Below are 20,323 nucleotides of genomic sequence, written 5' to 3' on the forward strand. Positions count from 1 at the left end.
AGAATCAACGGGAGGAACAGACATGAGAAAACTGACTGCAATGCTTCTGCTTGGCGCAGCCCTGCTTGGCGGGCAATCCGCCGCCCGCGCCGACGGCCTCAACATCGTCTTCACCCACCATTCCTCGGCCTCGAACACATTCTGGCAGGCGGTGAAGAAGGGCTTTGACGATGCCTGTACCAAGGTCGAGGCGAACTGCAACATGGTCTTCACCCAGACCGAGGGTTCGGTCGAGCAGCAGGTTGCCAACATGCGCGCCGCACTTGCCGCCAAACCCGACGCGCTTCTAACCTCCATCGTCGACGACCATGCCTTCGACGATGTCATCAAGGAGGCGCGCGACGCCGGTGTGCTGGTGATCGCGGTCAATGTCGACGACACCGAAGGCGCCAAGGGCAATGCCCGCCAGGCTTTCGTCGGCCAGGGCTTCAAGCCGGCCGGCTACTCGCTGGCCAAGGCCATTTCTGAGAGCTTCCCGAAGGATGGCCCGATCAAGGTACTGGTCGGCATCTCCGCTCCCGGCCAGAACTGGTCGGAAAGCCGTGGCGCAGGCGTCATGCAGTTCCTCGAGGAATACAAGGCCGCTCATAAGGACCGCGACGTGTCGTGGGAGCGCATCGACAGCGGCACCGACCTCGCCATCACCTCCGACCGCGTCGGCGCCCATCTCAACGCGCATCCCGACACCACGGCCTATTTCGATACCGGCTTCTGGTGCGCCGGCGTGGCGCGCGTGCTGGCCGATCGCGGCGTGGCGCCGGGCAAGGTCCTGCTCGGCGGCTTCGACCTGGTGCCCGAGGTGCTGCAGCAGATGCAGAAGGGCTATGTTCAGGCGCTCGTCGACCAGCAGCCCTACATGCAGGGCTTCATGCCGGTGATGGAGGCCTATCTCAACAAGAAGATCGGCTTGGCTCCTTCCGACATCGACACCGGCCAGGGCATCGTGCGGCCGAAGGAGGCCGACAGCATCATGGCGCTGTCCGCGCAAGGCATGCGCTAAGTCTCCTGCCGACAGCTCTTCGATCGGCGGTGCGTGGCGCCGCCGATCCGTCTTGAAAATCAACCGCCGGAGCCTTTCGTTGAAGCGCCTGTTCAAGACCTATCTCGAAAAACCGGAACTGGCCGGGCTGATCCTGCTGGTGTTGCTCATAGTGGTGTTCCAGGTCCGCTCGCATGGCGTGTTCCTCAACGCCGACAATCTGCGCGGCATCCTCGGCATCCTGCCGGAGGCCGGCCTCGTCGCCATCGGCGTCACCATCCTGATGATCAGCGGCGAGTTCGACCTCTCGGTCGGCTCGGTCTTCGCGCTGATGCCTATGACGATGGCGGTGCTGATGGTGCATGGCTGGCCGTTCCCGCTGGCGCTGCTCGTCGGGCTGCTGGTCTGCGCGGCGATCGGCTTCATCAACGGCTACATCACGATCCGCTTCGCGATCCCCAGCTTCATCACCACGCTCGGCATGCTGTTCATGGCGCGCTCGCTCACCGTCGTCGTCTCGGGTGGCTTCCCGCCATTGCTGCCGGCGGACCTGCCCAACTGGCTGTTCACCTCCTTCGTCGGCCCCGGCAACATGTTCCGCATGTCGTTCCTGTGGTTTGCCGGCATAGCCGTGCTCACATCGCTGATGCTGTCGCGCACCAATTTCGGCAACTGGATCAAGGCCACCGGCGGCTTCCTGCCGGCCGCCGCCTCGATGGGTATCCCGACCGCCAGGGTCAAGATCATCTGCTTCATGCTCTGCTCGATCCTGTCCGGCTTTGCCGGCATGCTGCAGGTGCTGCGGCTGGGCTCGCCGCTGCCGTCGATCGGCGAGGGCATGGAACTGCAGGCAGTGGCGTCGGCCGTCATCGGCGGCGCCTCGCTCGCCGGCGGCATCGGCACGGTCATGGGCGGCATAATCGGCACGACGCTGATCCGCGTCATCGACAACGGTCTTGTGCTCAGCCATGTCGACGCCAACTGGTTCAAGTTCGCCATCGGCTTCCTGACCATCTTCGCCGTCGTCGCCAACGCCTGGATGCGCAAGCGCGCCAAGGCGATCAAGATGGAGCGCTAAGACGATGACCGATGCGATCATCTCCGTACGCAACCTCCACAAATGGTATTCCGGCGTCCATGCGCTGAAGGGCGTGACCCTCGACTTCAAGCGCGGCGAGGCGCTCGGCCTCGTCGGCGACAACGGCGCCGGCAAGTCTACCCTGATCAACATCCTGTCCGGTGTCCACCGCGCCGACCAGGGCGAGATCAAGGTCGAGGGCAAGCCGGTCTCGATCGCCACCCCGCGCGACGCGATGGATCTCGGCATCGAGACCATCTACCAATACAATTCCATGGTTCCAACCATGTCGATCGCCAGGAACTTGTTCATCGGCCGTGAGCCGACCCGCCTCTCGGTCCTCGGCGTCGGCATCCTCGACCAGAAGAAGATGGCTGAAGAAAGCATCCGCGCCATCGCCAATGTCGACCTGCATCTGCGCTCGCCCGAAGCGCTTGTCGGCGAGCTCTCCGGTGGCCAGCGCCAGGGCGTAGCGATTGCCCGCGCCATGCATTTCAAGTCGAAGGTGATGATCCTCGACGAGCCGACCAACCATCTCTCGGTCAAGGAGACGAAAAAAGTGATCGGCTTCGTGCGCGGCCTCAAGGAGCAGGGCGTCACCGGCGTCTTCATCAGCCACAACATGCATCACGTCTTCGAATGCTGCGACCGCGTGGTGGCGATGGCGCGTGGCGAGGTGGTGCTGGACAATCGCATCGAGGACACCTCGATCGATGAAGTCCACGGCGTCTTGTGAGGCGGTGATGACGATGCTTGCCGATCGTGTCGTGCTGCTGACGGGCGGACTGGGCTCGCTCGGCCGGGCCCAGGCAGTGACGCTGGCCCGCGCCGGTGCGCGCGTGCTGGTGCTCGATCGCCCCGAGATCGCGGATGGGCCGAAGATCGTCGAGGCGCTGGCCGGCGAGGCCGGCGGCGACATCGCCTTCGTCGGCTGCGATCTCAACCGGCTTGCCGAGGCAGAGGCCGATGTCGCAGCGCTGGCGCAAAGGGAAGGCGGCATCGACATCCTGATCAACAACGCCGCGCTGATCATCAACCGGCCGTTCGAGGCGTTCTCGCTGTCCGAGTACGAGGACCAGATCCGCGTCAATTCCTCGGCCGCCTTCGCGCTGGCCAGGGCCTGCTCGCCAGGCATGAAGGCGAAGGCATATGGCAAGATCGTCAACTTCTGCTCGATAACGCTGAACGGCCGCTGGGACGGCTATGTGCCCTATGTCGCGTCGAAGGGCGCCATGCTGGGTCTGACGAAGTCGCTGGCGCGGGAACTGGGGCCGCATGGTATCACCGTAAATGCAGTGTCTCCGGGCGCCGTCGTTTCCGAAGCGGAGGAACGCGTCTTCGGGGAGCGGCTCAAGGAGTACAGTGACTGGATCATGGGCAATCAGAGCCTGAAGCGCCGCATTGAGCCACATCACGTCGCCGATCTCGTGCTGTTTCTTGTTTCGCCTGCCGCGGACATGATCAGCGGTCAGAACGTCCACATCGATGGTGGCTGGTAGTCGTGTCATTTAGTCGATGATGAACGTCGATGCGATCGAACTTGCCGACGAGCGCGCCAAGGTGGTTGTCAGCCCTCACCGGGGCGCAGCGATCCTGCGCTACGACGCGCTTCGCTCCGATGGCGTGTTCACGCCCCTGATAAAACCGTCGGAAGGACTGCTGAAATTCGGCTCCCAGTTGCTGGCGCCGTGGTCGAACCGGATCTCCGGCGGGGGCTTCGAGTTCGACAAGCGTTTCCATGCGATAGAACCCAACGTCGAAGGCGAGCCGTTTCCGCTTCATGGCGACGCTTTTCAGAAGCCCTGGCGTCTGGCTCGGCGGACCGGGACCGAGGCGGAATTAGTTCTGAGGGATGGGGCGATCGGGCCTTATCGCTACTGTGCGAGCGTGCTCTACACACTGGAGGACGGCGCGTTGAGTACTATTCTGACCGTAGAGAACCGGGCCGACATTCGACTGCCATATGGGCTTGGCTTCCATCCCTGGTTTCCGCGCACCGCGCGCACATTGCTCCAGGCATCGGCCAACAGCGTCTGGCTTGAAGATGAAAACCACTTGCCGACCAGGATTGTGCCCCTCACCGCCCACCCCGGCTGGGGTTTCTCGAAACATGCGCCGCTTCCCGATGCCTGGATAAACAATGCGTTCGAGGGCTGGGATGGACGCGCCTCGATCGTCCAGCCCGATGATGCCGTAGCCATCTCGATCGAGGCATCGCCGGCGCTGAACGTCTTCATTCTCTATTCGCCGGCGCGAGACGCTGATTTCTTTTGTTTCGAACCTGTCTCGCATAGCGTGGATGCTCATCACACCGGCGGCCTGAGGACACTCGAGCCGGGGGAATCGATGACCTCGCAAATGCGAATGGATTGCCACGAGTTTTGATGCCGGCAAGACCACAGCGTGGAATGAGCGTTTCGCCCCGTAAATTGTCAGCGTCGTATTTCCTTCGGCGCGAATTGACTTGAAGAAGAGACCGTCGGAATTTCACGATCTGAACAGACTTGCCTAATGAGAGAACGATGACGAACATAACGAACCTCCCCGCCGACGGCGCTTTTCTCGGCCGCGCTCGATTGCCGGCTGTCTCCCATCCGCTGCTGGTCACGGTGCGCGACGGCCAGGTGATCGACATCACCTCGAGCGCGGCGCCCACGGTGCGGGACCTTTGCGAGTTGAAGGATCCGGCCGATTATCTGCGTTCGGCAAAGGGCAAGGCGATCGGCGCGCTCGCCGACATCGCGGCGAACAGTTTCGCGGCCGAACGGGACGCCAGGAAGCCGATCCTGCTCTCACCGGTCGACCTGCAGGCGGTGAAGGCTTCCGGCGTCACCTTCGTTGTCAGCCTGCTCGAGCGCGTCATCGAGGAGCAGGCGCGCGGCTCGGCGGAGAAAGCCGAGGCCATCCGCTCAGACATCGCCGGACTGATCGGTCATGACCTCTCCAAGCTCAAACCCGGCTCGCCGGAAGCGATAGAGATCAAGGCCAAGCTGATTTCGCGCGGCGCCTGGTCGCAATATCTGGAAGTGGGCATCGGCCCGGACGCGGAGATCTTCACCAAATGCCAGCCGATGGCCTCGGTCGGCTTCGGCGCCGATGTCGGGCTGCACCCCGTCTCCACCTGGAACAATCCCGAGCCGGAGATCGCCATGATCGCCGACAGCTCGGGCCGCATCGTCGGCGCGACGCTCGGCAACGACGTCAATCTGCGCGATGTCGAGGGACGCTCGGCGCTGCTGCTCGGCAAGGCCAAGGACAATAATGCTTCGGCAGCGCTCGGGCCTTTCATCCGGCTGTTCGACGAGACCTTTTCCATCGCCGACGTGAAGCGCGCCACGGTGCGGCTCAGCGTCGAGGGCGAGGACGGGTTCTCGCTGGAAGGCGCTAGTTCGATGGCCGAAATCAGCCGTTCGCCGGAAGAGCTGGTCAAGGCGGCGATGGGACCGCATCACCAATATCCCGACGGGCTGGCGCTCTATCTCGGCACGATGTTCGTGCCGTCGAAGGATCGCGGCGAGAAGGGCAAGGGCTTCACCCACAAGGTCGGCGATATCGTCACCATCTCGTCGGAAAAGCTCGGCGCGCTCACCAACCGCGTGCGCCTGTCGCCGGACTGTCCGCACTGGACCTACGGCGCCAGCCACCTCATGCGCGACCTGGCAAAGGCCAATCTTCTCTAGCGCGCAACCGACGCGGCGTTGACCAAGCCCGTCGCAGAGAGCGAGCGCTAACGGCACCGCCTGCCCGAGAAAATAGCGCCTGAACTGATGCAATCTGATGGGATTGCTGATGGCGTGCGCGCCTCACCCAACATCCATTGGCGACGGAGGCTTGCCACCGCCCGAAAAAGGGAATGCTCTGGGCGTCCCGTTCGGCGCTGGCAGGAGATGTGGTCCGAGGGCCGCATCGCGCTTGATGGAGGAGAGTTTCAACATGGGAGGAAATCGAATGCTTTCGCGGCTAAGACTGCTCGTGCTTGGCTTGATCGCGCTCATCGCCATTCCGGCGATGGCTGAGGCCAAGACGTTCTACTGGATTTCGCATGGCGGACCGGCTGATCCGGTCTGGACCTACTTTCTGGCCGGCGCCAAGCAATGGGCAAGCGACACCGGCAACAAGGTCAACACGTCCTTCCACAATGGCGACGTTGCCTCGCAGCAGGAGGCGATCCGCGCCGCCATCTCGGCCAAGGCCGACGGCATCGTCACCACCAGCCCCGATCCGGGCAGCCTGATCGAGCTCGCCAAGGAAGCGCGCGCGGCCAACATCCCGATCATCAACTTCAACACGCCCGACCCGAAAGCCAACTTCAACGCCTATGTCGGCGGCGACAACGTCACCTTCGGCAAGCACTGGGCGCAATACCTGGTCGACAAGGGCCTGGTGAAGCAGGGCGACTTCGTCTGGATGCCGGTCGAGATCCCCGGCGCCACCTATGGCGTGCAGGAAGAGGAAGGCATCAAGAGCGTGTTCGGGCCGGCCGGCATCACTTACGAAGTGACCGAAGCCACGCTCGACCAGGCCGAGGTGATCAACCGCATGGTCGACTACCTCACCGCTCACAAGGGCAAGGTGAAGGCCATCATCGGCCTCGGCGACCTCGTCACCGGATCGATCAAGCGCGTGTTCGACCAGGTCGGCGTCAAGCCGGGCGAGATCCCGGTCGTCGGCTGGGGCAACTCGCTCGACACCACGCAGGAAGTGCTGAACGGCTATGTCAACGCCGCGCAGTGGCAGGACCCGCAGGCGACCAGCTATGTGGCGCTGTCGCTGGCCAACATGGCCGCGAGCGGCATCCCTCCGGGCTTCAACGTCATCACCGGCGCGCTCTATGAGAAGGACACGGCCGGCGTCTACGACAAGATCCTGTCCGGCAAATAACCCCTGATCCGAGCGGTCGCGACGGCAACGCCGCGACCGCCTTTTCCTGTCCCGCCGCGCCCGCCTTCGCAGGCAGGCCGGCCCTCACGTCGCGGGTTCAATGGAAAACCGTTCCTTCGTCCAACGCCTGATCGCGCGGCCCGAATTCGGTCCGCTGGTTCTGCTCATCGTCGAGCTCGCCGTCTTCTGGGGCATCAATCCCGACTTCCTGTCGCCGCAGAACATCTCCAACATCCTGGCCTTCACCGTCGAGCTCGGCCTGATCGCGCTGGCGATGACGCTGCTGATGACATCAGGTGAATTCGATCTTTCCGTCGGCTCGCTGTTCGGCTTCTCGCCGGTGCTGATGTGGACGCTCTACAACAGCGGCGTCACCTCGCTGGAAGTGGGGCTGCTGATCGCGCTGGTCGTCGCCGCGCTGATCGGGCTGGTGAATGGCTGGTTCGTGACCCAGCTCAAGATCCCGTCCTTCCTGGTGACGCTCGGCATGCTGCTGGTCGTGCGCGGCACGGCATTGTTCATCACCGACGGCTTCCCGCAACGGACCTGGAGCGCCGAAGGCAGCTGGCTGGCGAACATCCTGGTCGGCGACTTCTATGTCGGTCCGTTCCGCATCTATGCCTCGCTGTTCTGGTTCACTGGCGCAGCGATTGTGCTGGGCTATGTGCTGACGCAGAGCCGAACCGGCAACTGGATCCAGGCCGCCGGCGGCAATCCCAGCGCGGCGCGTGCGCGTGGCGTCAACGTCAACCGCGTCAAGGTCGGCCTGTTCGTCCTGTCGGCGGTGATGGCCTCGCTCGCCGGCGTGATCTCGTCGCTGCGCACCTCCGCGGCCAATCCCAACAGCGGCACAGGCTATGAGCTCGAGGTCATCGCCATGGTGGTGATCGGCGGCACGGCGCTGACCGGCGGACGCGGCACCATCATCGGCACGGTGCTCGGCATCCTGATCCTGCGCGTCATGCGCAACGGCATCGTGCTGATCGGGGTGCCGGGGCTCGCCTACAACATCTTCATCGGCGCGATCATCCTCGGCATGATGGCGCTGCATTCATGGCTCGAACGCCGGCACCAGGCAGGGACTTAAGACGATGGCCGAGCCTCTGATCCGCATGGCAAACATCCGCAAGTCCTACGGGCGCGTGCAGGCGCTGGTGGATGCCAATTTCCACGTCAACGAAAAGGAGATCGTCGGCCTGCTCGGCGACAACGGCGCCGGCAAGTCGACATTGATCAAGGTGCTGTCGGGCGCCGTGCCGCTGACCAGCGGCGACATCTTCATTCGCGGCAAGAAGGTCACGCTCCGCTCGACCAGCGATGCCATCGCGCATGGCATCGAGACGATCTACCAGGACTCGGCGCTCGTCACGCAGCTGTCGATCGCGCGCAACCTGTTCCTCGGGCGCGAGCCGATCAAGCCGCCGCGCTTCCTCAACCGAATGGACCAGGAGGCGATGAACGCGGTGGCGCGCGACCTTCTGCGGCAAGTCGGCATCACCAAGAACATCCCGCCGACGACGCCGATCGGCTCGCTGTCGGGCGGCGAGCGGCAGGCGGTGGCGATCGCGCGCGCCATGCATTTCGACAGCGACCTCATCATCCTCGACGAGCCGACCAACAATCTCGGCGTCGCCGAGACGCAAGGTGTCTTGAGCTTCGTGCGCAGCGCCCGCGATTCAGGCCATTCCTGCATTTTCATCGCGCATAACATCCACCACGTCTTCCAGGTGGTCGACCGCATCGTGGTGATGCGCCGGGGCAAGGTGGTGGCCGACGACATCGATCCGAAGAAGACGACGGTGGCCGAGGTCGAGCGCGTCATCACCGGCATGTCGGACAAGGAAATCCGCGATGCGATTTCAGACGGCCGGGACTCGCATGGTTGATTTCGGCTGACTTTGACTTGGCGTGACAGGGGCTCGCATCCCATCCTATGACTGGACCCATGAAAGCCACCGTAGCCGACATCGCCAGGAGCTGCGGCCTGTCGACCGCGACCGTCGACAGGGTGCTCAACAACCGTCCGGGCGCAAGCGCGGCCAACCGGCAGCGGGTGATGGAAGCGGCCAAGCAGCTCGGCTATCTGCCGACGCTCGACCAGGTCGTGCTGCCGTCGAAGCCGGCGCATCTCGAATTCTTCCTGCCGATCGGCTCCAACGCCTTCATGGCCGATCTTGCCCACCACATCGAGGATTATGCGGCGCGCCTGCCCCTGGTCGCGTCCTGCCGCATCCACAACCTTGCCGGCATCTCGCCCGGCGCGCTGCAGGGCGCGGTGGAGAATCTGTCGCTCAAGGCCAATGGCGTCGGCGTCATCGCCGTGGACCACCCGCGCACGCGCAACATCCTGCGCGAGCTGGTCGAGGCGGGAATCAGGCTGGTCACGCTGGTCTCGGACGTGCCGGCAGCACCGCGCTCGGCCTATGTCGGCATCGACAACCGCGTGGCCGGCCGCACAGCGGCGCTGCTGATGGGCCGCTTCCTCGGCGGCCGCACCGGGCATCTGGCGATGATGGTCGGCTCGCGCTCCTATCGCGGCCATGAGGAGCGCGAGATGGGCTTTCGCTCGGTGCTGAGCGAGGAGTTCCCCAACCTCACCGTGTCCAGCGCCGTCGAGATCAATGACGAGCCGGACGCCAGCTACCGCGCCACCATCAAGGCGCTGCACGACGAACCGGATCTGCTCGGCATCTACTGTGTCGGCGCCGGACGCTCCGGCGTCGCCAAGGCGTTGCTGGAAGCCAAGCCGCGCAGGAAGCCGGTCTTCATCTGCCACGACCTGACCAAGGAGACACGGCGCTATCTCGTCGACGATCTCGCCGACGTCGTCATCGACCAGAATGCGCGGCTGATCGCCGAGCAGTCGGTGATCCGCCTGCTCGGCTCGATCGCCTCCTCGGCGCCCTATTTGACGAAGAAATTCATCGAGCCGCGGCTGATCTTCAAGGAAAACGTGCCGGTGCAGTAGGCCGGCGACGGGTGCCGGCGGGTGGCTTTTCGGATTTGTCTGACGATTGATCCCGCAATTCTGCACAGCAGCTATGCACGTTTCGCAATTGCCGAATCGTTAGGCACCCCGTATTTATCCGGGTGTCGGCCATCTCCTCCTCCCAGATGTGATGCTGACGCTGAGTACGGTACACCTCCTCCCGTGCCGTATTCGAAATCAAGCCCGCTGCCACCTCCTCCCGGCAGCGGGCTTTTTCTTTGCGCGCAATAAGGCGGGAGAAGCCAGCCCATCTGATGCTGAGCAGGTACGAGCTATCTCTTTGATTAACGCAATTCCGGACGGAAAACCGCTCACACTTTTCCTGGAATTGCTCTAGCCTTTCGCTGTCACCAGATTGGAGCTGAGTTCGAAAGCGACTCCCGATCCATCGGCGTAGGACTGCAGCACGGGCGCACTCCCGCCCACTATATCCTCCACGACGCGCTTGCGTTCCTGATCGGCCATTGCCTTGCCGGCAGCACTCATGCCGACCAACGCCATCGTGTTCAATCGAAGGAGCGGCGCCCCGTCCTCAAAGCGTATCCTGCGCGATATCGTCCTTGATCGAACGTCGTGGAAGCCGGCGTCCCGGAGCAGCGCCTCGATCAGCGCCGCATTGCCAAAGCTGTGGCGCAGGTCCACGATCGGGCCCAGGAGTCGCTCGGCGACGCGGCGGAGATCGCGAAAGAAGGGGATTTCCTCATCGGGGCGCCACGTGGCAACTGCCAACCGGCCACCCTGCGCCAAAGCTCGCCGCATCTGCGCAGCCGCGGCGGGCTTGTCAGGAAAGAACTGCAGCCCCTGCTGACAGACGACCACGTCGAACTGCTCTCTGTCGCGGAGCGGCAGCGCACCGGCGTTACCTACGCGCCAATCGATGTCTGGCGCCACGGTGCGCGCGACCGCAAGCATATCCACGTTGATGTCGATGCCGACAACATAGCCGGCGGCACCGAGCCGTTCCCTGGCAACGCGCGCGACTATTCCCGTGCCGCAGGCGATGTCCAACACGCGGTGGCCTGGAGAGAGCTTCAGCTCTTCGAAGGTCGCTTCGGCCCAGGGGCGGAAGAGAGGCCCCACGAGCCAGCGCTCGTACATCTCCGGAAAACTTGCCTGACCCATCGTCTAGCGCCCGTTTCCGGGACAGCATAACAGAATCAGGACGAGGCGAAGAGATCAGCGCGCGCGGAACGAGGCGATCAGGCTTTCGGCCATGCGCACGAATTGCGCGCTTGGGCCTTCGGCGCCGACGCTCTGCATCGAGACGCGGGCGCCTTCGAGCAGCAGCGACAGCGTGTCGGCAAGCAGTTCCGCCTGGCCGATGCCGGCATCGCGGCAAAGCGCTACCAGCTTCTCGCGCTGGGCTTCCTTCAGTTCCTTGATGACGCGCCTGGCCGGGTGGTCGGTCTCGGTGAGCTCGACCGCGGCATTGGCCATGTCGCAGCCACGGCTGTCGGCGCTGAGCAATTGCGAAGCCTTTTGAACCCAGGCGTGCAGCTGGGCGAGCTTGTCGCCGGGATGCTGGGCCTCGAACTCGTCCCATATTCTTGAAGCCTTCGCCGCCGTGGCGCGCAGGCATTCAACGACCAGCTCGTCCTTGGACTCGAAATGGCGGTAAAGCGTCATCTTGTTGGTGCCGGCAGCCTCGGTGATGGCGTCGACGCCAACGCCCTTGATGCCGTGCTTGTGGAACATGTCCTGCGCCGTCTCCAGGATCCGATCCCGGGGGCGGGAACGCTCCGCGACGCCGTCACTCATGATGATCTCCTTTCGTCGTTTCCAAAAAAACCGTCGCCACCTCTTGACTAGGGTGTTACCGGTCTGTAACTTTTAGATGTTACTTACTGGTAACACCTATATCACTCCCCGTCAAACGACAAGGCCCTCCGATAGCCTGCCAGAGTGAGATAGGACGAAAAAACAGCCTGTCATGCGGCTTCGGCCGGTGAAAAGAGAGAAAAGCGGTCCGTGATCAATCGATGCGGACCGAGCAAGGAGCCGCTCCTATGCAAAAGCGCAAAGACCTGACGATCGACGAAGCCATCCGGGATCCGATGATCCGGCTGGTGATGAAGGCGGACGGAATCGACCCCAAAGCCTTCGAACGGCTGCTGCGCCAGCGCGCGGCGGAACAGGCGCCGGACGATGACGTCCTGCCTTCCTTCCTGCAGGATTCCGGTTCCGGCCGGACCCGGCGCCTGCGCCATTTCGCAAAGCCACTCGGCGAGGTGAGCGCATCATGGTAAACTTCTTCGTCCACCGCCCGATTTTTGCGTCGGCGATCGCCATCATCATGGTGCTTGCCGGCGCGATCGCCTATTTCCTGCTGCCGGTCTCGCAGTTCCCCGACATCACGCCGCCGCAGGTCGTGGTCAGCGCCCACTATCCCGGCGCCAGCGCGCAGGTCGTGGCCGATACGGTCACCACGCCGCTCGAGCAGCAGATCAACGGCGTGCAGGGCATGACCTACATGTCGTCGACCAGCTCGAACGACGGCTCGTCCACCATCACCATCACCTTCGATGTCGGCTATCCGCTGAGCACGGCGGCCGTCGACGTGCAGAATCGCGTCAGCCAGGCGGCGTCCTCGCTGCCGGCAATCGTCAACCAGGGCGGCGTGACGATCAAGAAGCAGAACCCCAATTTCGTGCTGATCGTCGACCTCACCTCGCCGGACGGTTCCGTCGATCCGGTGGCGCTGAGCAACCTTGCCTATCTGCAGGTCGTCGATCCGCTGAAGCGGTTGGCCGGTGTCGGCGACGTGCAGATCTTCGGCGAGCGCCGCTATTCGATGCGCGTCTGGCTCGACCCAGATAAGCTCGCCAATCTCGGCATCACCGCCGTCGACGTCCAGAACGCCATCGCCGAGCAGAACGTGCAGGTGGCCGCCGGCAAGATCGGCCAGTCGCCGGCGCCTGCCGGCACCGCCTTCGAAATGCAGGTCAATGCCGTCGGCCGCCTGAGCGACCCGAAGGAATTCGGCGACATCGTCGTGCGCGCCAATTCGCAGAACGGCTCGCTCGTGCGGCTGCGCGATGTCGCCCGCATCGAGCTCGGCGCGCTGCAATATTCGTCATCCGCCTTCTTCGGCAAGGACCCAACCGTGGTGCTCGCCGTCTACCAGATGCCCGGCTCCAACGCCCTCGACCTGCAGCAGCGGGTCAAGGACAAGATGCAGGAGCTGTCGCAGCGCTTCCCGAAGGGCGTCCACTACGCCATGCATTACGACACGACGCGCTTTGTGTCGGCCTCGATGCATGACGTGCTGATCACGCTCGGCGAAGCGCTGGTGCTGGTTGTGGCGGTGGTGTTCATCTTCCTGCAGAGCTGGCGCACCACCATCATCCCGACCATCGCCATCCCCGTGTCGCTGATCGCGACGCTGGCGATCATGTATATGCTGGGCTTCTCGCTCAACATGCTCTCCCTGCTCGGCATGGTGCTGGCGATCGGCCTTGTCGTCGACGACGCGATCGTGGTGGTGGAGAATGTCGAGCGACAGCTGGAAGCGGGCTTGAAGCCGCTTGCCGCGACACGCGCGGCCATGGCCGAAGTCACCGGGCCGATCATCGCCACCACGGCGGTGCTGATGGCGGTGTTCGTCCCCGTCGCCTTCATCCCGGGCGTCTCAGGCCGGCTCTACAATCAGTTCGCGCTCACCGTCGCGATCTCGGTCGGCATCTCTGCCTTCAACTCGCTGACGCTGTCGCCGGCGCTGAGCGCCGCGTTCCTGCGCCATCGCGGCGAAACCCAATTCGTGCTGTTCCGCTGGTTCAACGCCGGCTTCGACTGGCTGTCGCATGCCTATGCGCATGGCGTGCGCATCCTGATCAAGCTGCGCTGGATCATGCTCGGCCTGTTCGCGGCCGGTCTCGTCGCCACCTATTTCGTCTGGCAGAAATTGCCCTCGACCTTCCTCCCCGTGGAGGACCAGGGCTATTTCTTCGTCGTCATCCAGCTGCCGGACGGCGCTTCGCTCGAACGCACCGACGCGGTGGCGCAGAAGGCGCGCGACATCCTGCAGAACACCCCCGGCGTCGACATCGTCGGCTCGATCAGCGGCCTGAACTTCCTCACCAGCGCCGCGCAGTCGAACTCGGCGGTGGAGTTCGCCATCCTGAAGCCGTGGGACGAGCGCGGACCGGACCAGAGCGCCTCGAAGCTTGTCGCCGATGCGCGCAACAAGCTCCTGCAGATTCCGGAAGCCTTCGCGCTGTCCTTCGATCCACCGTCGATCCCGGGCCTCGGCACCACCGGCGGTTTCGAGTTCCAGGTGGAGGATCTGTCGGGACGCGGCAGCGCTGCGCTGAACGATGTCACGCAGGCGCTGATCGCGGAGGCGCGCAAGCAGCCCGAGCTCAATCCGCAGCAGCTGTTCTCGTCCTTCTCGACCTCGACGCCGCAGTTCAACTACGACCTCGACCGCAGCAAGGCGAAGCTTCTCGGCCTCAACCTGCCGGACGTCTTCAACACGCTGCAGATCTATCTCGGCTCGCTCTACGTCAACGACTTCAACCTGTTCGGACGCACCTTCCGTGTGACCATCCAGGCCGACAAGGACGCGCGCGCCGACGCGACCGACATCTCCAGGCTCTATGTGCGCAACGCGTCTGGCGGCATGGTGCCGCTGAGCACGCTGGGCAAGCTGGTGCCGATCGTCGGACCGGAGACCGTGCCGCATTACAACAACAATGCCTCGGCCCTGATCAATGGCGGCGCAGCCCCCGGCTTCTCGTCCGGACAGGCGGTGGCGGCCATGGAGCGGGCGGCAGCGAACGTGCTGCCGCGCGACTTCGGCTATGAATGGACCGGCATCACCTTCCAGGAGCTCAAGGCCGGATCGATCGCCTCTGTCGTCTTCGGGCTGGCGATCGTCTTCGTCTTCCTGATCCTGGCGGCGCAGTATGAAAGCTGGGCGATGCCGTTCATGGTGCTGCTCGCCGTGCCGCTCGCTCTGTTCGGCGCCTTCGTGGTGCTCCTGCTGCGCGGCATGCAGATCGACGTCTACTCGCAGATCGGCTTCGTCATGCTGATCGGCCTCGCGGCCAAGAACGCGATCCTGATCGTCGAGTTCGCCAGACGCCGGCGCGAGGAGGGTCTCACCATCGTCGAGGCCTCGATGGAGGCCGCGCGGCTGAGGCTGCGGCCGATCCTGATGACCGCCTTCGCCTTCATCCTCGGCGTGCTGCCGCTGATGTTCGCGACCGGCGCGGGCGCCGCCAGCCGGCAGTCGATCGGCACCACGGTCTTCGGCGGCATGGTGGCGGCGACCATCCTGTCGCTGGTCTTCGTGCCCGTCTTCTACGCGGTGATCGAACAGCTGCGCGAACGCGGCGAAAAGCAACCAGCCGAGGGACACCACGACGCCCCTGAGTCAAAGGAAATTGAATCGACCGCCGAGCCGGCGCTTCAGCCGCTCGCCCAGGCGGCCGAATAGGATTGGAGACCAAAATGCGTAGATGGAAAATCGCTTTAGGCGCCGCCGTCGCGGTGGGCGCAGTGTCGGTGGCAAGCGTTCACCTGCTGAATCCGGGGTATCTCGGCGGCGGCACGGCGGGCGCGGCGCCCGCCCCGGCGGCCTTCGTCATGCCGGTGCCGGTGGTGAATGTCGTGAAGAAGACGCTGCCGATCTATCTCGACTATGCCGCGCGGGTGGAGTCGATCCGCAGCATCACGCTGCAGGCGCGCGTGCCGGGCTATCTGCAGGAGCAGACCGCGGCCGACGGCAGCGACGTCAAGCAGGGCGACCTGCTCTACCGCATCGCGCCGGAGGATTATCAGGCCGCGCTCGACCAGGCGAAGGCGCAGGTGCAGCGCGATGCCGCGACGCTCGACTATGCAAAGTCCAATCTCGGCCGCGGCACCGACCTCGCCAAGGCCGGCTATCTCGACAAGGACAGCTTCGACCAGCGCACCAGCAATCTGCGCACGGCCCAGGCCGCCCTTGCCGTCGACCAGGCGGCGGTACGGACGGCCGAGCTCAATCTCGGCTATGCCGAGATCAAGGCGCCGTTCCCGGGCCGCATCGGCCGTAACCAGGCCTCGGTCGGCGCGCTGGTCAGCGTCGCCGGCACGGTGCTCAACACGCTGGTGCAGCTCGACCCGATCTATGTGACCTTCAATCCGAGCGAGACGGACCTCGTGCAGATCGAGCAGGCGAAGGCCAATGGCCCGATCGCCGTCGACGTGCTCCTGCCCGGCGAGACGCAGCCCAGCCAGAAGGGTGAGCTGACCTTCATCGACAACACGATCGACCACTCGACCGGCACGATCACGGCGCGCGCCACGATCGGCAACGCCAAGTTCACGCTGCTGCCCGGGCAATATGTGCGGGTGCGGCTGCATGTGAAGGAGCAGCCCAACACGCTGATGGTGCCGCAGGTGGCGCTGGGTTCCAGCCAGCTCGGCAAGTACCTCTATGTCATCGGCAAGGGCAACACCGTCGATCAGAAGCTGGTGTCGCTTGGGCCGACCGACGGCGACCTGATTTCCGTGACCTCCGGCATCTCCGAGACCGACCAGGTGATCACGGGCAATCTGCAGAAGATCGGACCCGGAATGCCGGTTTCTCCCTTGCCGCAACCGAAACCGGCCAGCTGATAACCCCCATCAGTTTCCGGTCCGACGGCGCCCTCGACTCCCACGTCGAGGGTGCCGTTTTGTTATGAGGTCTCAGACGGCTCCCGGCTTCGCCGCATTGCCTGCAAGCAGCGCGACCAATCCGGCAATATCCGCCCTCTCGGCCTTGGCCGGCAGCATGAAGGCGCAATAGGACTGGCCCAAGCGGACGGAGACGGAAGACAGCGCGATCAATCGGCCCGCCTCCAGATCGGCGTTCGCCATCACCTTCTGCCCCAAAGCTATCCCCAGCCCCAGCCGCGCGGCGCCGATCGCCAGGCTGGACAGGCCGACGCGGCGGCCATGCGACGGGTCGGGCGCGCGGTTGCCGCTGGCGGCGGCGAACCAATCCGCCCAGCTCGGATGCGAGGCGTAGTTGGGACCCCAGTTGGTGTGAATGAAATGGCTCTCATGCATATCGGCCAAGCCGGCAGCTCCTTGGCCGTAGCGTTGCCAAAACTCAGGGGCTGCGACCGGCAACACCTCGTCATGGACGAGCCTGACCATTTTCAGCGCCGGATAGTGGTAATCGCCGTAGCTGATGCGCAGGTCAATGTTCTGGCGCACCACATCGACGGGATCGTCCTCGACCCGGACATCGATCGCCATTTGCGGAAAACCGTCGAGCAGCACCGCAAGCCTTGGCGCCAGCCAGAGCTCTGCCAGCGAAAACGGCACGCTCACCACGAGGCGCGTGCGCAAGCCGCCTTCCAGCATGCGCCGGCCGACCGCCGCGATCTCGCCCAGCGCATGCGCCGTCTGCGGATAGATGGCGTGGCCCGCGTCGGTCAGCGCGATGCGGTTGCCGTTGCGCACGAAGAGCTGCTTGCCGAACCAGTCTTCCAGGTTGCGGATCTGCTGGCTGACCGCGGCCGAGGAGACACCAAGCTCGCCCGCGGCGAGCGTGAAGGAGCCGGCGCGGGCCGCGACCTCGAAGGCCCGCATCGCGTTCAAAGGCGGAAGCTTTTCCACGCGCCATCCTCGAAAGATTTTCTTGCGAGAGCCTAACAATTTTCCGCGTTGCGGCAAAGTTTTCCTTGCGGTGTAGTGATTTCGGATTTTGGAGGATGCAAATGATCGAAACCATTCTCGACCTGGACCGCTATCCGCTGAACCGCGAAGGCAGTGCCGAATGGCAGCGGCTGGTGGACAAGTCCAAGGCGGCGCTCGCGGCCAACGGCATGTTCAACCTGGAAGGCTTCCTGCGCCCCGGCGTCGCCGAGAAGGCCGTCGCCGAAATCCGGCCGGTGATGGACACGCGCTCGCATGTCCACAGGCGCATGCACAACATCTACTTCAAGCCCTCGATCCCGGAACTCGCACCGGACCATCCGGCGCTGCGCAAGGTCGAGACGATCAGCCATACGGTCTGCGCCGACCAGATCCCGGGCAGCACGGTTTTGTCGATCTACGAATACGAACCGCTGGTGCGATTCCTGGCGGCAACGATGGACAAGCCGCAATTGCATGTCATGCAGGATCCGCTGGCCCGTGCCAACGTCATGGGCTACCGCGCCGGCGAAGCGCTGAACTGGCATTTCGATCGCTCGGAATTCACCACGACGCTGCTTTTGCAGGCCCCGGAGATCGGCGGCGATTTCGAGTACCGCACCGACCTGCGCTCGGACAGCGACCCGAACTATGACGGCGTGGCGCAGTTGCTCGAGGGGCGCGACCCGGAGGCCAAGATCCTGCGCATCAAGGCCGGCACGCTGAATGTCTTCCGCGGCAAGAACACCGCGCACCGCGTCACCACCGTCGAAGGCAATCGCGAGCGCATGATCGCGGTGTTCTCCTACTATGAGCGGCCGGGCGTGATGTTCACCGACGAGGAGCGGATCGGCTTCTACGGCCGGGCGGCCTGAAACTGCAATTAAAATCCGGAGGTCGTAAAAATCGGCTCTTGTTAGATTGTCGACAATCTGCTTGTCTTGCAGAAATTCCTGTTGAGGGTCGACTATGGCAAAACTGGATTTCAGTCCGATCGCGGATACGACGCGCAGGGCGGAGATCGTCGCCCTGCTCAGGCGCGCCATCCTGACCGGACAGCTGGAGCCTGGGCAGAAGCTCAACGAGCTCAGGATTTCCGAGCAGATGCGGGTGAGCCGCGCGCCGTTGCGCGAGGCGATGCGCGAGCTGGTGCAGGAAGGCATCCTGACCAGCATCCCTTATGCCGGAACCTTCGTCATCGACGTCACCGCCAAGGATATCGTCGACGCATACTCCCTGAACCAGGTGCTGGACGAATTCGCCATCGAGCAGACCTGGCCGCAGCGCGACCAGCGCTTCTTCGACGAGCTCGACCGCCGCCATGAAGCGGTGAAGCAGGCGACGCGGGCACTGGACACCACGCGCCAGATTGAAACCGCGCTGCAACTGCATGGGCTGATCTATGAGTGGGCCGACAATTCGGTGCTGCTCGAAACCTGGCAGCGGCTGACGAGCCGGCTGCAGATGTATTTCGCCCTGCACCAGCGCGCGCGCAACGAGCCGGTTCCGGCCGAGGATGTGCACGAGACCTATGTGACGCTTCTCAAGGGCTCGGACATGCACGCCGCCCAGCGCCATGCGCGCGAGCATATCGATCTCGATTTCGAGGAGCTGCTTTCCTATGCGCGCGGCCTCGAAAAGCGCGCATCGAAGAACTGAAACGCAGCGGACAACGGACAGCAAAGTGAAGATCAAGAGCATAAAGGCCTATCATGTCGTGCAGCCCTTCGTGGACGGGCCCTACCGCATGTCCAAAGGGCGCGTCGCCGACTGCTTCGACGCGGTGATCGTCGCCATCACCTCCGACAGCGGCGTGACCGGCTGGGGCGAGATGGCGCCGCTCGGCAATTTCTACTCGGCCGCGTTTCCGGCGGGAACGCGGGCGGGCGTGCCGGAAATCGCGCCGCATCTCATCGGCCAGGATCCGCGCGGGTTTGCCGGCATCGGCAGGCTGATGGACACGGTGTTCAAGGGCCATCCCTACATCAAGTCGGCGCTGGACATGGCGTGCTGGGACCTGGCGGCGCGAGCGGCCGACGTGCCGCTGGTGACCATGCTTGGCGGCCGCGAAAGCGATATGGCGGAAACCTATCGGGTCGTCACCCACGGCACGCTCGATCAGATGGCGGCTTTGGCCAAGCGGATCATCGCCGAAGGCTGCCGTCGCCTGCAGGTCAAGGTCGGCGGCAATGTGCGCGACGACATCGAGCGGGTGACGACGGTTGCCGCCGCGGTGCCGAAGGGCACGGTGATCTTCTGCGACGCCAATGCCGGCTGGACGCCCTATCAGGCGCGCCAGTTCGCCGACGCGACGCGCGGCATCGACTATACGTTCGAGCAGCCCTGCACCACGATCGAGGAGAACATGTCGGTGCGCCGCATGCTCGACAAGCCGATGGTGCTCGACGAATCCGTCACCTCGCTGGGCGAGATGCTGGAAATCCATCGCCGTGGCGCGGCCGATGGGCTGACGCTGAAGATCTCGCGGCTGGGCGGCGTCACGCAGACCCGCCTGATCCGTGACGTCGCCGTCGATCTCGGCTTCATGATCACGGTGGAGGACACCGGCGGCGCCGAGATCGACACCGCCGCCATGGCGCATCTGTCGCTGTCGACGCCAGCGGAGCGCCGGCTGCATGCCATCGCCTTCCACGAATGGGTGACGGTGCGCACGGCCACCAACGCGCCGCCGGTGACAGGCAGCCATATGGGCGTTCCCGACGGCCCCGGCCTCGGCATCGACGTGGATCCGAGCCTGCTTGGCGAACCTTTCTTCGAGATCGGCTGA

General features: G+C 64.1%; 19 protein-coding genes. 16 read left to right on the forward strand and 3 right to left on the reverse strand.

Features of this window, described 5'->3' with window-relative positions; all coding sequences use genetic code 11:
- The first annotated feature begins 22 nt into the window (after positions 1-22).
- The 10 genes from RFM98_RS05135 (at position 23) to RFM98_RS05180 (ending at position 9,906) form a co-directional block, all read left to right on the forward strand.
- Positions 23-1,000 carry a sugar ABC transporter substrate-binding protein gene (locus RFM98_RS05135; protein ID WP_320307817.1) on the forward strand — a complete coding sequence of 326 codons (978 nt, stop codon included), beginning with the start codon at positions 23-25 and terminating at the stop codon, positions 998-1,000.
- Positions 1,001-1,079: 79 nt separating this feature from the next.
- The gene (locus RFM98_RS05140; RefSeq protein WP_320307818.1) at positions 1,080-2,057 is read left to right on the forward strand and encodes an ABC transporter permease; all 978 of its coding nucleotides are present in this window, start codon (positions 1,080-1,082) and stop codon (positions 2,055-2,057) included.
- Positions 2,058-2,061: 4 nt separating this feature from the next.
- Complete coding sequence (locus RFM98_RS05145; protein WP_320307819.1) at positions 2,062-2,793, forward strand: ATP-binding cassette domain-containing protein; 732 nt, start codon at positions 2,062-2,064, stop codon at positions 2,791-2,793.
- A gap of 7 nt (positions 2,794-2,800) precedes the next feature.
- The gene (locus RFM98_RS05150) at positions 2,801-3,556 is read left to right on the forward strand and encodes an SDR family oxidoreductase (RefSeq protein WP_320308139.1); all 756 of its coding nucleotides are present in this window, start codon (positions 2,801-2,803) and stop codon (positions 3,554-3,556) included.
- A 16-nt stretch (positions 3,557-3,572) separates the two neighbouring features.
- Positions 3,573-4,442, forward strand: a complete 870-nt coding sequence (locus RFM98_RS05155) for an aldose 1-epimerase (RefSeq protein ID WP_320307820.1) — start codon at positions 3,573-3,575, stop codon at positions 4,440-4,442.
- Between the two features lie 137 nt (positions 4,443-4,579).
- Positions 4,580-5,737, forward strand: a complete 1,158-nt coding sequence (locus RFM98_RS05160) for a fumarylacetoacetate hydrolase family protein (protein WP_320307821.1) — start codon at positions 4,580-4,582, stop codon at positions 5,735-5,737.
- Between the two features lie 268 nt (positions 5,738-6,005).
- Positions 6,006-6,938 (forward strand): sugar ABC transporter substrate-binding protein, encoded by a 933-nt coding sequence (locus RFM98_RS05165; RefSeq protein WP_320307822.1) that lies wholly within the window; start codon positions 6,006-6,008, stop codon positions 6,936-6,938.
- Positions 6,939-7,038: 100 nt separating this feature from the next.
- Positions 7,039-8,025, forward strand: a complete 987-nt coding sequence (locus RFM98_RS05170) for an ABC transporter permease (RefSeq protein ID WP_320307823.1) — start codon at positions 7,039-7,041, stop codon at positions 8,023-8,025.
- A gap of 4 nt (positions 8,026-8,029) precedes the next feature.
- Positions 8,030-8,824 (forward strand): ATP-binding cassette domain-containing protein, encoded by a 795-nt coding sequence (locus tag RFM98_RS05175; protein ID WP_320307824.1) that lies wholly within the window; start codon positions 8,030-8,032, stop codon positions 8,822-8,824.
- 59 nt (positions 8,825-8,883) lie between these two features.
- Positions 8,884-9,906 carry a LacI family DNA-binding transcriptional regulator gene (locus RFM98_RS05180; RefSeq protein ID WP_320307825.1) on the forward strand — a complete coding sequence of 341 codons (1,023 nt, stop codon included), beginning with the start codon at positions 8,884-8,886 and terminating at the stop codon, positions 9,904-9,906.
- A 354-nt stretch (positions 9,907-10,260) separates the two neighbouring features.
- On the opposite strand, the gene RFM98_RS05185 is transcribed toward RFM98_RS05180, so the two are convergent.
- Positions 10,261-11,049, reverse strand: a complete 789-nt coding sequence (locus tag RFM98_RS05185; RefSeq protein WP_320307826.1) for a class I SAM-dependent methyltransferase — start codon at positions 11,047-11,049, stop codon at positions 10,261-10,263.
- Between the two features lie 54 nt (positions 11,050-11,103).
- A complete protein-coding gene (locus RFM98_RS05190; protein WP_320307827.1) occupies positions 11,104-11,685 on the reverse strand; it encodes a TetR/AcrR family transcriptional regulator in 582 nt (193 codons plus the stop codon).
- A gap of 248 nt (positions 11,686-11,933) precedes the next feature.
- Between RFM98_RS05190 and RFM98_RS05195 the strand changes: the two genes are divergently transcribed.
- From RFM98_RS05195 to RFM98_RS05205, 3 genes are read left to right on the forward strand one after another with little or no spacing between them, the layout of a single operon-like run.
- The gene (locus tag RFM98_RS05195) at positions 11,934-12,173 is read left to right on the forward strand and encodes a hypothetical protein (RefSeq protein ID WP_320307828.1); all 240 of its coding nucleotides are present in this window, start codon (positions 11,934-11,936) and stop codon (positions 12,171-12,173) included.
- The gene (locus tag RFM98_RS05200) at positions 12,167-15,364 is read left to right on the forward strand and encodes an efflux RND transporter permease subunit (RefSeq protein WP_320307829.1); all 3,198 of its coding nucleotides are present in this window, start codon (positions 12,167-12,169) and stop codon (positions 15,362-15,364) included. Before RFM98_RS05195 ends, RFM98_RS05200 begins: the two co-directional genes overlap by 7 nt.
- Positions 15,365-15,378: 14 nt before the next feature.
- On the forward strand, positions 15,379-16,527 hold the full coding sequence (locus tag RFM98_RS05205) for an efflux RND transporter periplasmic adaptor subunit (RefSeq protein ID WP_320307830.1): 1,149 nt from the start codon (positions 15,379-15,381) through the stop codon (positions 16,525-16,527).
- Between the two features lie 72 nt (positions 16,528-16,599).
- Here RFM98_RS05205 and RFM98_RS05210 read toward each other — a convergent pair whose 3' ends face one another.
- Entirely contained in the window at positions 16,600-17,517 is a 918-nt protein-coding gene (locus RFM98_RS05210) for a LysR substrate-binding domain-containing protein (RefSeq protein WP_320307831.1), read from the reverse strand.
- 101 nt (positions 17,518-17,618) lie between these two features.
- Here RFM98_RS05210 and RFM98_RS05215 point away from each other — a divergent pair, with 101 nt between their 5' ends.
- The 3 genes from RFM98_RS05215 (at position 17,619) to RFM98_RS05225 (ending at position 20,323) form a co-directional block, all read left to right on the forward strand.
- A complete protein-coding gene (locus RFM98_RS05215) occupies positions 17,619-18,410 on the forward strand; it encodes a HalD/BesD family halogenase (protein WP_320307832.1) in 792 nt (263 codons plus the stop codon).
- Between the two features lie 94 nt (positions 18,411-18,504).
- Positions 18,505-19,194 (forward strand): GntR family transcriptional regulator, encoded by a 690-nt coding sequence (locus RFM98_RS05220; RefSeq protein ID WP_320307833.1) that lies wholly within the window; start codon positions 18,505-18,507, stop codon positions 19,192-19,194.
- A 25-nt stretch (positions 19,195-19,219) separates the two neighbouring features.
- Complete coding sequence (locus tag RFM98_RS05225) at positions 19,220-20,323, forward strand: mandelate racemase/muconate lactonizing enzyme family protein (protein WP_320307834.1); 1,104 nt, start codon at positions 19,220-19,222, stop codon at positions 20,321-20,323.

It is taken from the genome of Mesorhizobium australafricanum (assembly GCF_033977265.1).
GTDB classification, from domain to species: domain Bacteria; phylum Pseudomonadota; class Alphaproteobacteria; order Rhizobiales; family Rhizobiaceae; genus Mesorhizobium; species Mesorhizobium australafricanum.